The sequence below is a fragment of the Anaeromyxobacter sp. SG17 genome (assembly GCF_022690695.1).
GTDB lineage: Bacteria > Myxococcota > Myxococcia > Myxococcales > Anaeromyxobacteraceae > Anaeromyxobacter > Anaeromyxobacter soli.
Window position 1 is genome coordinate 43,539 of record NZ_JALCYX010000017.1, and the last position, 13,391, is coordinate 56,929.

Below are 13,391 nucleotides of genomic sequence, written 5' to 3' on the forward strand. Positions count from 1 at the left end.
CGGGGCCGCTCGCGCTTCTGGCGCGGGCCGCGGCAACGAACGAGAAGGGACTGAATGAGCGAGAAGGAAGCCGGCATCGAGGTGCAGGGGACGGTCGAGGAGGCCCTCGCCGGCGGCATGTATCGCGTCAAGGTGGACCAGGGCCCGACCGTGCTCGCGTACGCCTCGGGGAAGATGAAGAAGTTCCACATCCGCATCATCCCGGGCGACCGGGTCAAGCTCGAGCTGTCGCCGTACGACCTCACGCGCGGACGCATCACCTACCGCGACAAGTGACCGGCGCGGCGGCGCCGCGCCGCGCGGTGCCCGATGACGCCCTCCCGACGCAAGCTCTGGCTCGACTGGCAGCGCGGCCTCGCCGTGCTGTTCATGGTCGAGGTGCACGTGCTCGACGCCTGGCTCGCGCCCGACGCGCGCAGCGGCGCCGCGTACCACGCGCTCCGCATGCTCGGCGGCTTCGCCGCCCCCGGCTTCCTGTACATGGCGGGTCTCTCGCAGGCCCTGGCGGACGCCGCCGCCGAGCGGAAGGGGATCGCCCCCGCCGCCCGCCGCGCCTCCGCGGTCCGGCGTGCGCTCTGGCTGCTCGGGGTCGCGTACGGGTTCCGCGCGGTCGAGCTGGTCGTCGGCGGAGCCTGGCGGCGCGAGGGGGGCTGGACGGATCTCCTGCGCGTGGACGTCCTGAACGTCATCGCGGTCGGGCTCCTCCTCTCGGCCCTCCTCTCCGTCGGCAGATCGGCCCGGGTGGGCGCGCTCCTGGCCGGCGCAGCGGCGCTCGCGATCGCGCTGGCCACGCCCGTCGTCGCCGAGGTGCTGCGCCACTACGATCTCCCCTCGGCTGCGGCCGCGGCGGACCCGGCCGCGCGGCAGGCGCCGAGCCGGCTCGTGGACGTCCTCTTCGCGTACCTCTACGGAAGCTGGCCGCGCGCGAACTTTCACCTGTTCAACTGGGCGGGCTTCCTCCTCGCGGGCGCCGCCGCCGCGCCGCTCGCGCGCGGTGACAAGCGGCCGGTGCTCTGGCTCGGGCTCGGCGCGGCGCTCTTCGCGCTCGGGTGGTGGGCGGACCGCTGGGCCCCCGTCTACGCGTACCAGCAGTTCTGGCGGACCTCGCCCTCGTGGTTCGCCATGCGGCTCGCGGTGTGCCTCGCCCTCACCGGCGCGCTCCAGCTCCTGCCGGACGCGGCGGAGCGCGGGCTGGGCTGGCTGACCCTGCTCGGGCGGCAGTCGCTCGTCGGGTACATCGTCTCGGTCGAGCTCACGTACGGCGCGCTCGCGTGGCGGGTGAAGCGCGCGCTCTCCTTCCCCGCGACCGTCTTCGGCATCGTCGCGATGGTCGCGGTCACGTGGGCCATCTCGCTCGCGTGGGAGCGCTACCGGGCCCGGAGACGAACGGGCGGGCAGCGCGGCGCGGGGACGCTCCGCGGCGTGGGCGCCTGATCGGGCCGCGCGCCGCAGGGCGCGAGCCCGTCGCGCGGTGGCGCGCGCCGGGCGGGCGGCGCGTCAGCCCTCGCGGAAGACGATCGGCTCGGACAGCGCTCGGAGCAGGTCCTCGTCCGAGAGCGCGCCCTGCTCGGTCATCTTGTGCAGGATGTCCTCGACCCGCTGCTCCCACGCGTCGCTCGGGCTGCCCCGGGCGCGCATGCCGTGGTAGCGGATCGGGTTCGGGATGATGGAGGCGAGGAACGCGGCCTCCTTCGCGGTGAGCGCGCGGGCGTCCTTGCCGAACCAGTGCTGCGCGGCCGCCCCGATGCCGTACACGCCCGGCCCCCACTCGACGAGGTTCAGGTAGATCTCGAGGAGGCGCGCCTTCGGGACGGTCGCCTCGAGCGCGACCGTGATGGCCGCCTCGCGGATCTTGCGCGCGAGCGTCTTCTCCCGCGAGAGGTACAGGTTCTTCGCGAGCTGCTGCGTGATCGTCGAGCCGCCCCGGACGACGCGTCCCTCCTCGGCGCCGCGCGCGAACGCGTCGGCCAGCTCGGCGAAGTCGAAGCCGGGGTGGCCGAAGAAGCCCCCGTCCTCGCTCGTGGTGACCGCCCGGACGACGTGCTCGGGGAGGTCCGCGATCGGGACGAAGGTCGGGGTGCGCGGGCCGATCTCGAACGCGCGGCCGCGCTCTCCCTCGCCGTTCACCGGCTGGTAGGGGAAGGGGCGGCGCAGCGCGACGGGCTCTCCCTTGCGCGAGGCCTCGCGCATCCGCGTGAGGTCGAGCCCGGCCCCGAGGGTCCAGGCGGCGGGAGCGAGGAGCGGGCCGGAGACGTCGAGGTGCGCGTCGAACGTGCCGCGCGCGCGCGGCGCCTCGGGAGGCGGGGCGAGACCCGGTGGCAGCGCCTCGACGAAGGCGGTCCAGTCGGCGCGATCCGCGTGCAGCGAGGCCGTGAACGGCACCCCCGAGCCGAGCCGGGCCTCGGCCGTCACGCCGACGCGCAGGTCGGCGCCGAGCGAGAGGACGCCGTCCCGGAACGCGACCCGACGCTCCGCTGCGTCCCAGGTGACGGTCCCCTCTGCGCCGAGCCGGAACGGGCCGAGCGGCTCGTCCCCGACCCGCTCGCCGGACGCGAACAGCCGCTCACCCGAGGCGCGCAGCCGTGCCTCGACGTGCGAGAAGCCCTCGTCCGACTCGGCGTCGAGCTCGAGCGCCACGGCGCCGTCGCTCAAGGTCGCGGGGCCGGCGCGCAGCGCGGGCGGGAGGAGCGCCGGCGAGAGGTGTCCGAGCCGGACGTGGGCGCGCCAGCGGTCGTCGGCGGTGGTCTGCGCGGTGACCTGGCCGGTGCCGCCGCCGGGCAGGCGCAGCGCGAGCGTGAACGACGCGCCGGCGGCGTCGCGCGCGCCGCCGAGCTCGGCGTCCACCGGGCCCAGCTCCACCTGACCTCGCTCGAGGGGGAGCACCACGACGAGCCCGCGCACGTGGACGGACGGGAGCGCCGACCGCGCCGAGGGGCGCGGGCGCGGCGCGGCGGGCGGGGCCGGGTCGGCCGTTCCCGGACGCTGCCGCCGCTCGAGGAGCGCGCGGAGCGCGCGCCCGCGCGGACCGACGGAGACCCGGACGCCGGAGAGCGCGATGGAGGCGGGCTCCAGCCGGCCTCGCAGCAGCCCGAGGAGGCTCGGACGCGCGGCGATGCGCTCGATCCGGACGAGCGGCTCGCGCGGGCTCGCGCCGGGGAGGGTGACGGGGCCGAAGGTCGCCCGGAAGAGCGGGTCGATCGCCACGCCGGGCGCGACGGTGACCTCCGTCCCGAGACGCGCGCGCAGCTCCGCGCCGATGCGCTCGCGCAGCCAGCGGTCCACCGCTGGCAGCCGGACGACCCCCTGCACGGTCGCATAGAGGGCGAGCAGCGCGGCGAGCGCCGCGAGGAGCGCGCGCCGTACCCAGACGGGAGGCCGGGCCGGCGACGGCCGCATGTCTCGCTCGGCGCGCATCGGCGCGCGCTGTTTACCGGCCCGCGGCCGGGAGGTCAACCACGGAGCCGGCGGCACGGACGCACGCGAGCGGGAGGAAAAGGAGAGGTGCTCTGTTACATTCTCCCGGGAACTCATGGCCCCGTCCCGCACACGCCTCCGGCGACGCATCCGCCGCGACCGTCTCGGGGTCCGGACGCTCCTCGCCATCGCGCTCTCGCTGGGCGCGAACGCGGGGCTCCTCTGGGCGCTCCTCTCCGCCGGCGCGTTCGCGTTCCGCGCGCCGGGGCCGGCGCGACCCGTGGCGCTCACGCACCTCTCCCAGTCGCAGTGGGACGCGAACCGCGCCATCGGCAACCGCCCTCCGCCGCCTCCCAGCGCGGCCCCCGCGCCGCAAGCGCCTCCCGTGCCGCCCCCGGAGGAGCAGCGCGCGGCGGGCAAGGTGGTCGAGCTCGCCCCGGACGCACCGGGCGAGGACGCGGCGCCCAAGGACAGCCGCTTCCTGTCCGAGCGGAACCGGCGGGTCGAGAAGGAGACGGTCTCGCGCTACGCGGGCAATTCGCAGAACCTGCGGTCGCAGCCGTCCCCTGCGTCGCCGGGGCGCCAGGCGTCGGGCGAGGGCGGCAAGGCGGAGCGAAAGACCGAGGCGAAGGAGGGCGCGCCCGGCCAGCGAGGCACGGGCGCGGATCGCCTGCGCATGCCGCAGCAGGAGCAGAAGCCCGAGCAGGCGCAGGAGAAGCTCGCCCTCGCGCCGAGCGCGGGAGGCGAGACCCCGCTCCATGAGCAGCAGCGGAGGGAGCGCGTCGAGCAGGGGGCGCCCTCGCCTGCGCTGCCGGGCGCGCCGGGGGACGGCTCCGATCGGCTGCAGGGGCCGAAGCGTCCCGACCTGTCGCTCGGGCAGGACACGCTCGCGCGGCTCGCGGGCGGGCCCAACATGGACGGGTTCCGCGAGGCGGAGGAAGGCGACGTCACCGCCCTCAACACCCGCGAGTTCAAGTACGCCACGTTCTTCAACCAGGTGCGCCGCGAGATCGGCGCGGACTGGTACCCGCGCGTGCGCGCCGCCGTTCGCGAGCGCGACCCGGAGTTCAAGCACTTCTTCTACAAGGAGCGGACGGTGGTGGTGAGCGTCACGCTCGATCGCTCCGGCCACGTGACCGATCTGTCCGTGCTCCAGTCGTCCAACGTCGACTTCTTCGACCGCGTCGCGATGGCCTCCGTGCGGCAGGCCCAGCCGTTCCCGAACCCGCCCGGCGGGTTGTTCGGCTCCGAGCCGACCACCCGCGTCCCGTTCACCTTCACGCTCTACCCGTCCGATCGGCGGCCGTTCGTGATGTGGGAGCGCCCGGAGCAGTGACCGGGCGTCCGCCTGGCCGCGCACGCGCGCGGGCGAGGAGCGGTCGCACGCGCCGGCGGGGTCGGGCAGGAATGGCGACGCCGCCGTGTTCCCACGGCGCGTGGACACCTCAGCGAACCGCAGCGCTGCGCGCGTTGCGCACGAGCGTCCGGTGCGGCGCGCCCTCGTCGCGCTCGTCGCGTCGGTGGCCCTGAACGCGGCGGTCTTCGCCGCCATCCACTCCGCGGGCGCGTTCGCGCTCTCCCGCCGCGCGGAGGCCGTCGCCCGGGTCGGGCTGGCCGCGGTGTCCGCAGCGCGCTGGCGCGCGAACCGGCTCGTGTCCGCGGAGCGCGCTCAGCCCACGCCCCTCGAGCCCGCTCGCCGCCCGCCGTCGGCGGTGGACGAGCGCCCCGACCCCCGCGGCGAGGTCGTCGCGGCGCCCCCGTCCGCGGATCGGCGCGCGCCAGAGCGCTGGCGGTTCCTCTCCGACCACGACGGCAGCGCGCCGCGCGACGTGCAGTCTCGCGAGGCGGGGAAGCGGCGCTGGGACACCCCGCTCGCGCGGCCCACCCCGGGCCCGGAGGGCGCCCAGGGGATCCCACGGAACGGAGAGGGCGGCAGCGCCGAGACGCCCGTGCCCGGCCGCGAGGGCTCCGCGGACGCGGGCGAGGCGGTCGCGCGCGCGCGGGCGGCGCTCGCGCCTGCGCCCGCCGGAGAAGCTCCCTCGGGTTCCGCCGCCTCTGCAGCCCGCGAGGCCGCCCCCGCGGCGGCGGCCGGGGAGGGTGGCGCGCGCAGCACAGGACCCTACGACCCGCGCCTGCTGCCGACCGCGTCCACGTTCGAGCGGCTCGCCGGCGGACCGGGCGAACGGCTCCACGACGTGGAGGAGGGCGACGCGACGGGGCTCAACACCCGCCGGTTCCGCTTCGCGGAGTTCTTCCTGCGCGTGAAACGTGCGATCGCGCGCGAGTGGGACCCGAACCGGACCTGGGACGCGCGCGACCCCGCCTCGCAGCGGTACGGCCGGCGGACCCGCGGCACGACGGTGGACATCGTGCTCGAGCCGGCGGGCGGCGTCCGCGACGTGCGCCTCGTGGCGAGCTCTGGCCTCGACTTCTACGATCGCGAGGTCGTGCGCGCGATCCGCGCCGCCTCGCCCTTCCCGAACCCGCCGCGAGCGCTCGTCGGCGCCGACGGGCGGATCCTGCTCGCCCGGTGGCGCTTCGAGCTCGCCTGGGACGACGCGCGGCCGAGGTTCGCCCTGCCGGACGCACCTCGGCCCTGAGGGCGGCCGCTCGCCCGGGCGCCCGTCATGTCACCGACGCGCCATGTTCCTGAGCGGCGGATGCGGTATATCCCCCCGATGGATCAGCCGCAGCGCGTCAAGATGGAAGGCGTCAAGAACGTCGTGCTCATCGCGCACGACAGCCGGAAGGACGATCTCCTCGAGTGGGTGAAGTACAACCGCGAGGTGCTGAAGGAGCACCGGCTGTTCGCGACCGGCACGACGGGCGGCCTGGTGCAGGCCGCGACGGATCTCCGGATCACGCGCTTCAAGAGCGGGCCGCTCGGGGGCGACCAGCAGGTCGGCGCCAAGATCGCCGACGGCGAGCTCGACGTGCTCATCTTCTTCTGGGATCCGCTCGAGCCGCAGCCCCACGATCCGGACGTGAAGGCGCTCCTGCGCATCGCCGTGCTCTACAACATCCCCACCGCCTGCAACCGGTCGACGGCCGACTTCATCGTCGCCTCCGAGCTGTTCCACGGTGAGTACGACCGGATCGTCGAGGATCACGCCGCGGTCCGCGAGGCGTACCTGCGCTCGCGCGCGGCCCGCGGTTACTGAGCGCGGGCGGGGCACCCCGGGCCGAGGCCGCGGGGTGCCGGCCCGCCGTCACTCCACCTTCATCCCGGGGCGCCACCGCAGGATCGGCTTGCGGGCGGCGCGCGTCTCGTCGAGCCGGGCGCGGAAGGGCCGGGTCGGCGCCGCCTTCACCGCCTCGGGATCCGCCTGCGCCTCCTCGGCGATCGCCTTCATCGCGGTGCAGAAGCGCTCGAGCGTCTCCTTCGACTCGGTCTCCGTCGGCTCGATCATGAGCGCGCCGGAGACGACGAGCGGGAAGTAGACCGTGGGCGGATGGAAGCCGTGGTCGATGAGCCGCTTCGCGACGTCCATCGTCGTGACGCCGTGAACCTTCTGCAGCTTGTCGTCGAAGACCACCTCGTGGAGCGAGTCCGTCTCGTAGGGGAGGTTGTAGGTGCCCTGCAGGAGCTTGCGGACGTAGTTGGCGTTCAGCACCGCGAGCTTCCCGGTCTCGGCGACGCCCTCCGGGCCGTACTCGCGGATGAGGGCCCAGGCGCGGACGAACATCCCGAAGTTGCCCCAGAACTCGCGGAGCTTCCCGATCGTCTGCGGCCGCTCCTTCGGCTCGACGAGGAGGCGGTACCGCTCGCCCTCCTTCACGACGACGGGCAGGGGAAGGAAGGGCGCGAGCTTCGCCTTGACCGCGACGGGCCCGGAGCCCGGGCCGCCCCCGCCGTGCGGCGTCGCGAACGTCTTGTGCAGGTTGTACTGCATGACGTCGAAGCCCATGTCGCCCGGGCGCGCGACGCCGAGCAGCGCGTTCATGTTCGCGCCGTCGCCGTACACCAGGCCGCCCTTGGCGTGCACGATCTCGGCGATCTCCGCGATGTTGCTCTCGAAGATCCCGAGCGTGTTGGGGTTCGTGATCATGATCGCGGCGACGTCCTCGTCCATCGCCGCCGCGACCGTCTCCGGGTGGAGCCGGCCGTCCGCGCCCGACGCGAGCTGCACGACGTCGTAGCCGTTCAGCGCCGAGGAGGCCGGGTTCGTCCCGTGCGCGGTGTCGGGGATGAGCACCTTCTTGCGCGGGTTGCCGTGCGCCTGGTGGTAGGCGCGGATGAGCATGAGCCCGCACAGCTCGCCCTGGGCCCCGGCCGCGGGGACGAGCGTCGTCTGGTCGAAGCCGGCGATCTCCGAGAGCGCCCGCTCGAGCCGGTACATGAGCTCGAGCGCCCCCTGCGCGAGCTCCGCGGGCGCGAGCGGATGCACGTTGGCGAAGCCCGGCAGGCGCGCGAGCGCCTCGCTCGACCTCGGGTTGTACTTCATGGTGCAGGAGCCGAGCGGGTAGAAGCCGGTGTCGATCCCGTGGTTCCAGGAGGACATCCGCGTGAAGTGGCGGACCACCTCGAGCTCGGAGACCTCCGGCATGCCCTCGACGCCGTCGCGCAGCAGCGCGGCCGGGAGCTCGCGGGCCGGGTCGAAGTCGCCGCCCGCAGCGGGCAGCGACACGCCGCTCCGGCCGGTCGAGCCGCGCTCGAACAGGAGCTGCTCCTCGTGCACGAGCCCGCGCGTCGCGCCGCCCGCGCCGACCTCCGCGTGCGCCGTCGCCGTCACCTTCGCGTCCTTCTCCATGCTGGGCTTCCAGCCGGTGGGGTTTCCCATGGCTATCCCTTCACCGCCTGCGCGAAGAGCTCGATGAGCTCGGGGGTGTGCAGCTCGGTCGCGACGCAGAGGAGCGCGCCCTTGGCCCCGCGGAGCTCCGGGTACCAGCGCGCGAGCGGCGCGCCGGCGGCGATGCCGCGCTTCGCGAGGCGCGCCACCACCGCCTCGGCGTCCCCGACGTCGAAGGCCAGCTCGTTGAACGACGGCGCGGAGAACACCGGGGAGATCCCGGCGCGCCCGAGCGCGTCCTTCAGCAGCCGCGCGCGCGTGAAGTTGAGCCGCGCGAGCTCGGTGAGCCCCTTCTTGCCGAGGAGCGACAGGTGGATCGTCGCGGCGAGGGCGCTGAGGCCGGAGTTCGTGCAGATGTTGGAGGTCGCCTTCTCCCGCCGGATGTGCTGCTCGCGCGTGGAGAGGGTGAGGACGAAGCCGCGGCGGCCGTGCTTGTCCACCGTCGCGCCGCAGACGCGGCCCGGCATCTGCCGGACGAACTGCTCGCGCAGCGCGAAGAAGCCCGGCGCAGGGCCGCCGAAGGCGAGCGGGTTGCCGAAGCTCTGGAAGGTCCCCACCGCGACGTCGGCGCCGAGCGCGCCCGGCGCCTGGAGGAGGCCCAGCGCGACCGCCTCGGCGGTCACGGAGATGGTGAGCGCGCCGGCCCGCTTCGCGATGGCGGCGGCCTCCGGGAGCGCGTCCACGACGCCGAGGAAGCTCGGGTAGCCCACGATGACGGCGGCGGTCCCGCCGTCCACCGCCTTCTCGAGCGCGGCGAGGTCGGTCCGTCCGTCCGGGCCGAACGGCACGGTCGCGATCTCGTCGCCCGTGGACCGCAGGTAGGTCGCGAGGACCTTGCGGTACTCGGGGTGGACCGCGGCCGAGACCACGATCTTGCTGCGCCCCGTCACCCGCGTGGCCATGAGGGCCGCCTCGGCCATCGCGGTCGCGCCGTCGTACATGGAGGCGTTCGAGACGTCCATGCCGGTGAGGAGGCACACGAACGTCTGCCACTCGAAGAGCGCCTGCAGCGTGCCCTGCGAGACCTCCGGCTGGTACGGCGTGTAGGCGGTGAAGAACTCGCCGCGGAGCAGGAGCTGGTCGACGACCGGCGGGACGTGGTGCGGGTAGCAGCCGGCGCCGACGAACGGCGGGTGCGCGGTGTCGTTGCGCGCGGCGAGCGCGCGGAGCTCGGAGAAGAGCGTGACCTCGTCCGCCGCGGGCGGCAGGTCGAGCGGGCGGGAGAGGCGCAGCCGCTCCGGGATCGAGCGGAACAGGGCGTCGAGGCTCTCCGCCCCGATGGCGTCGAGCATCGCCCGGACGTCCTCGGGCGTGTGCGGGTGGTAGCGCAAGGCGCGGACTCCTGTGGCGCGCGCGAACCCGTCCCGGGACGGCCGCCCGCGAATGTCTCGGTGACGACGCCCGCCGGGCGGCGGACGCCTACTCCTGCTCCTCGACGAACGCGCGGTACGCCTTCGCGTCCATGAGCGCCTCGAGCTCCTTCGGATCGGAGGGCTCGACGACGATCATCCAGCCCTCCTCGTACGGATCGTCGTTGATCGTCTCGGGCGCGTCGGCCAGCGGGTCGTTGACCTCGACGACCTTGCCGGAGAGCGGGGCGAAGAGCTCGGAGACGGCCTTGGTCGACTCGACGACCCCGAACGACTCACCCTTCTTCACCGTGTCCCCGACGTCGGGCAGCTCCACGAACACGACGTCGCCGAGCTGATCCTGGGCGAAGTCGGTGATCCCGATGACGACCTGCGTGCCCTTCGTCCGGGCCCACTCGTGCTCGCGCGTGTACTTCAGGGTGTCGGGGATTTCCATGGCGTCCCTCTCCTCGGTCACTTCCGCGTGTAGAACGGCGTCTTCACGACCTTCGCCGCGGCGGCGCGGCCGCGGATCTCGACGCCGAAGGTCGAGCCCTCCGCGGCGAGCGCCGGCGGGACGTAGGCGAGGCCGATCGAGGTCTTGAGCGACGGGCTCTTCGTCCCGCTCGTCACCTCGCCGACCTTCCGCCCGTCCTGCACCACCGGATACCCGTGGCGCGCGATCCCCGCGTCGGTCAGCACGAAGCCGACGAGCTTCCGCGCGAGGCCCTGCTCCTTCTGGCGGACGAGCGCGTCGCGCCCGATGAACTCGCCCTTGTCGAGCTTCACCACCCAGCCCAGGCCGGCCTCGAGCGGCGTCGTGCCGTCGTCCATGTCCGAGCCGTAGAGCCGGTAGGCCATCTCGAGCCGGAGCGAGTCGCGCGCGCCGAGGCCGCACGGCTGGATTCCCTCGGCCTGGCCTGCCTCGAGGAGCGCGTCCCACAGGCGCGGCGCGGCGGCGGGGGGGCAGAAGAGCTCGAAGCCGTCCTCGCCGGTGTAGCCCGTGCGCGCGACGAGGCAGGGCACGCCCGCGACCTCGCCCCGGGCGAAGCGGTAGGAGCGGATGGGCATGAGATCGAGCGGCGTGAGCCGCTGGAGGAGCTGCGCGGCGCGCGGCCCCTGCAGCGCGAGCTGGGCCCAGTCGTCGGACTCGTTCTTCACGTCCGCTCCGCCCGGGTGGCCGGACAGCCAGTCGAAGTCCTTCTGCCGGTTGCCCGCGTTCACGCACACGAGCAGGTCGTCGGCCGCGCGGCGGTACACGACCACGTCGTCGACGATCCCGCCGGACTCGCGGCAGAGGCAGCCGTACTGCGCCTGGCCGTCCGCGACCTTCGAGAGGTCGTTCGTGAAGAGCCGGTTCAGCGCCTCGAGGGCGCGCGGGCCGCGGAACACGACCTCGCCCATGTGCGACACGTCGAACAGGCCGACGCGCGTGCGGACCGCCTCGTGCTCCTCCAGGATGCCGGCGTACTGGACCGGCATCTCCCAGCCGGCGAAGTCCACCATCCGCGCGCCGGAACGGACATGCGTTTCGAAGAGGGGCGTTCGCTGGGCCATGGGGCGCCTCGGGGACCGGAAGGGCGGGCGGATTCTATCGGGGTCGACTGTCGGGTCAAGCGCGCCGGGACCGGCGGAAGATCTCGCGGGGACGCGCCCTTGGACTACCGCTCCCGCGAAGGGTCCGCAAGGCAGGAATGGCGGAGGCGCCCCGCGCCCCCCGGAACGGGCGCGCTCGCGGCGCTCGCACTCGAGGCGTATCAGGGGCAGGCGACGGGCTCGCAGCGTCCCGCGCCCACGGCCGCGCAGCAGTAGAGCGGTGCGCCGCCGTCGTCCTCGAAGCGGTAGCGCCAGCCCGCCCGCGCGACCTCGAGCACGCCGAACCCCCACCGCACCGACGCGAAGATCACCTCGGTGCCCGGGACCGACGCGGTGTCGAACCGCTCCGACGGGCGGCCCCGCGCTCCGTTCCCCGAGACGAGCACGTCGAGGCCGCTCGGCGCGCGGAGGTGCTGGAGATCGTGATCGTGCCCGGCGAGGAAGGCGCGGACGCGTCCCCCGCCCGCGGCGAGGAGCCGGTCCATCCGCGCGAGGTAGTCGGGCGTCGCGTCGGTGCGGTGCCCGCCGGCGGTGACCGGCGGGTGGTGGCCGACGAGGAAGCACCAGGGCTTGTCGCAGCCGCCGGGCTCCGCGTCGCAGGCGTCGGCCCGGCAGCCGGGCGCCTCCTCGCGCACGAAGGCGACCTCGTCGTCGAGCGCGAACCCGCCGTACGCGCCCTTCACGAGGTTCGTGTCGACGACGAGGAAGCGGGCCGCCCCGCGATCGAGCGCGTAGTGCCGCGCCGGCATCTGCCAGAGCGGCGACCGGTGCGCCACCTCGAGGCAGGCCTTGAGCCGACCCTCGGCGACGGGGTCCCCGCCCTGGCTGCAGCTCCCGCCGGACGCCACGTCGTGGTTGCCGAGCGCGAGGTAGACCTCCGCCGCGGGGGCGCCGGCGAGGGTCGAGAGCGGCCCCTCGTGGCGAGCGAACCCGGGGTCCGCCGGCGCCGCGAAGCCGGGGGCGAGGGTGTTGCCGTCGGCGCCGAAGGCGCAGGAGGACGCCCCGGGCACGGTCGTGCTCGGGCCGCACGGGTAGACGTCGTCGCCCGGGAAGAGGGCGAGCGCGAAGGGCGACCTCCGGTGGGCCGAGGACACGGCGCGGGCGACCTCGCGCTGCTGGTCGGTCCCGTCTCCGAAGTCGGCGAGGTGGAGGACGCGCAGGAACGGTCCGGAGAGCTCGGGGGCCGGCCCCGGCCGGCGCGCGCGCTCGGAGCGGACCGTGAACGTCGGGCTCGATCCGCAGCCGCCGGCCGCGAGCGTGAGCGCGACGAGCGCGGCGGCGAGCCGGGCCCGGCTCACCGCGCGCGCGCCCTCGCGAGGTCGATGGTGTTGACGAGCAGCATGGCGCGGGTCATCGGGCCGACGCCGCCCGGCACGGGCGTGATCGCGGAGGCGCGCCGCGCGGCACCCGCGTACTCCACGTCGCCCACGAGCCGCCCGTCCTCGAGCCGGTTCATGCCGACGTCGATCACGACCGCGCCCTCGCGGACCCAGTCACCCCGGACGAGCTCGGCCTTGCCGATGGCCGCGACGAGGATGTCGGCGCGGGCGACCTCGCCCGCGAGATCCTGCGTGCGCGAGTGGGCGATCGTCACCGTGGCGTGCTTCTCGAGCAGCATCGCGGCCATGGGCTTGCCGACGATGTTGGAGCGGCCGACGACGAGGGCGCGCTTGCCCTTCGGGTCCACCTTGGCCTCCTCGAGGAGCCGCATCACGCCGGCGGGGGTGCACGGGCGCGGCGTGCCGGGGATGCCGATCGAGAGCGCGCCGACGTTGAACGGGTGGAAGCCGTCCGCGTCCTTGCGGGGATCGATCGCGTCGAGGACGGTGCGCTCGTCGAGGTGCTTGGGGAGGGGGAGCTGGACCAGGATGCCGTGGATGGTCGGGTCGGCGTTGAGCCGGCCGACGAGCGCGAGCAGGTCGGCCTGCGACGTCGTGGCGGGGAGGTGGTGCTCCACGGAGCGAATCCCGACCTCCTCGCAGTCCTTGCGCTTTCCGCGCACGTAGATGGCGGAGGCGGGGTCTTCGCCGACCCGCACCACCGCGAGGCCGGGGGCGATCCCGACCGCCACGAGCGCGCGAACCGCCTCCGCGACCTCACTCCGCACCTTCGCCGCGATGAGCTTACCGTCGATGATCATAGGGCTCGGCAGTATAGCGAAGGCCGCCGGGAGCGGCGCCCCCATCCTGGCCGCTTGGCGCGGAGCCCGGCCCGCCCCACCGTCAGGGTCATCCCTCGGTCC

Annotated in this window: 12 protein-coding genes; 5 read left to right on the plus strand and 7 right to left on the minus strand. The window is 74.5% G+C overall.

Annotation, left to right across the window (positions count from 1 at the left end):
- Positions 1-54 precede the first annotated feature (54 nt).
- Both infA and MNY60_RS09090 read left to right on the plus strand, forming a co-directional pair.
- Complete coding sequence (gene infA, locus MNY60_RS09085) at positions 55-276, plus strand: translation initiation factor IF-1 (protein ID WP_012097326.1); 222 nt, start codon at positions 55-57, stop codon at positions 274-276.
- A gap of 33 nt (positions 277-309) precedes the next feature.
- Positions 310-1,434 carry an acyltransferase family protein gene (locus MNY60_RS09090; RefSeq protein ID WP_242360466.1) on the plus strand — a complete coding sequence of 375 codons (1,125 nt, stop codon included), beginning with the start codon at positions 310-312 and terminating at the stop codon, positions 1,432-1,434.
- A 63-nt stretch (positions 1,435-1,497) separates the two neighbouring features.
- Here MNY60_RS09090 and MNY60_RS09095 read toward each other — a convergent pair whose 3' ends face one another.
- Entirely contained in the window at positions 1,498-3,396 is a 1,899-nt protein-coding gene (locus MNY60_RS09095; RefSeq protein WP_242360467.1) for a transglycosylase domain-containing protein, read from the minus strand.
- Between the two features lie 133 nt (positions 3,397-3,529).
- On the opposite strand from MNY60_RS09095, the gene MNY60_RS09100 reads away from it, so the two are divergent.
- The 3 genes from MNY60_RS09100 to MNY60_RS09110 all read left to right on the plus strand — a co-directional run bounded on the left by MNY60_RS09100 (position 3,530) and on the right by MNY60_RS09110 (position 6,575).
- Complete coding sequence (locus tag MNY60_RS09100) at positions 3,530-4,750, plus strand: energy transducer TonB (RefSeq protein WP_242336537.1); 1,221 nt, start codon at positions 3,530-3,532, stop codon at positions 4,748-4,750.
- A gap of 151 nt (positions 4,751-4,901) precedes the next feature.
- Positions 4,902-6,014, plus strand: a complete 1,113-nt coding sequence (locus MNY60_RS24230; RefSeq protein WP_242360468.1) for a TonB family protein — start codon at positions 4,902-4,904, stop codon at positions 6,012-6,014.
- Between the two features lie 78 nt (positions 6,015-6,092).
- Positions 6,093-6,575, plus strand: a complete 483-nt coding sequence (locus MNY60_RS09110) for a methylglyoxal synthase (protein WP_242336531.1) — start codon at positions 6,093-6,095, stop codon at positions 6,573-6,575.
- 48 nt (positions 6,576-6,623) lie between these two features.
- On the opposite strand, the gene gcvPB is transcribed toward MNY60_RS09110, so the two are convergent.
- From gcvPB to folD, 6 genes are all read right to left on the minus strand, one after another.
- Positions 6,624-8,195: an aminomethyl-transferring glycine dehydrogenase subunit GcvPB gene (gcvPB, locus tag MNY60_RS09115; RefSeq protein ID WP_242336528.1), complete on the minus strand. Its 1,572-nt coding sequence runs from the start codon at positions 8,193-8,195 to the stop codon at positions 6,624-6,626.
- Between the two features lie 2 nt (positions 8,196-8,197).
- Positions 8,198-9,535: an aminomethyl-transferring glycine dehydrogenase subunit GcvPA gene (gene gcvPA, locus MNY60_RS09120; protein WP_242360469.1), complete on the minus strand. Its 1,338-nt coding sequence runs from the start codon at positions 9,533-9,535 to the stop codon at positions 8,198-8,200.
- Positions 9,536-9,623: 88 nt separating this feature from the next.
- Positions 9,624-10,010, minus strand: coding sequence for a glycine cleavage system protein GcvH (gene gcvH, locus MNY60_RS09125; RefSeq protein ID WP_242336522.1), 387 nt, complete (start codon positions 10,008-10,010; stop codon positions 9,624-9,626).
- Positions 10,011-10,027: 17 nt separating this feature from the next.
- Complete coding sequence (gene gcvT, locus MNY60_RS09130; RefSeq protein WP_242360470.1) at positions 10,028-11,110, minus strand: glycine cleavage system aminomethyltransferase GcvT; 1,083 nt, start codon at positions 11,108-11,110, stop codon at positions 10,028-10,030.
- Positions 11,111-11,310: 200 nt separating this feature from the next.
- Positions 11,311-12,447 (minus strand): metallophosphoesterase, encoded by a 1,137-nt coding sequence (locus tag MNY60_RS09135; protein ID WP_242360471.1) that lies wholly within the window; start codon positions 12,445-12,447, stop codon positions 11,311-11,313.
- Positions 12,444-13,289 carry a bifunctional methylenetetrahydrofolate dehydrogenase/methenyltetrahydrofolate cyclohydrolase FolD gene (folD, locus tag MNY60_RS09140; RefSeq protein ID WP_242336513.1) on the minus strand — a complete coding sequence of 282 codons (846 nt, stop codon included), beginning with the start codon at positions 13,287-13,289 and terminating at the stop codon, positions 12,444-12,446. The genes MNY60_RS09135 and folD overlap by 4 nt, the downstream gene beginning before the upstream one ends.
- Positions 13,290-13,391: the final 102 nt, after the last annotated feature.

Excerpts from the sequence above, each read along its gene's own strand:
- infA (WP_012097326.1), top strand. The coding sequence starts at position 55 with ATGAGCGAGAAGGAAGCCGGCATCGAGGTGCAGGGGACGGTCGAGGAG.
- MNY60_RS09090 (WP_242360466.1), top strand. The coding sequence starts at position 310 with ATGACGCCCTCCCGACGCAAGCTCTGGCTCGACTGGCAGCGCGGCCTC.
- MNY60_RS09095 (WP_242360467.1), bottom strand. The coding sequence starts at position 3,396 with ATGCGGCCGTCGCCGGCCCGGCCTCCCGTCTGGGTACGGCGCGCGCTC.
- MNY60_RS09100 (WP_242336537.1), top strand. The coding sequence starts at position 3,530 with ATGGCCCCGTCCCGCACACGCCTCCGGCGACGCATCCGCCGCGACCGT.
- MNY60_RS09110 (WP_242336531.1), top strand. The coding sequence starts at position 6,093 with ATGGATCAGCCGCAGCGCGTCAAGATGGAAGGCGTCAAGAACGTCGTG.
- gcvPB (WP_242336528.1), bottom strand. The coding sequence starts at position 8,195 with ATGGGAAACCCCACCGGCTGGAAGCCCAGCATGGAGAAGGACGCGAAG.
- gcvH (WP_242336522.1), bottom strand. The coding sequence starts at position 10,010 with ATGGAAATCCCCGACACCCTGAAGTACACGCGCGAGCACGAGTGGGCC.
- gcvT (WP_242360470.1), bottom strand. The coding sequence starts at position 11,110 with ATGGCCCAGCGAACGCCCCTCTTCGAAACGCATGTCCGTTCCGGCGCG.
- folD (WP_242336513.1), bottom strand. The coding sequence starts at position 13,289 with ATGATCATCGACGGTAAGCTCATCGCGGCGAAGGTGCGGAGTGAGGTC.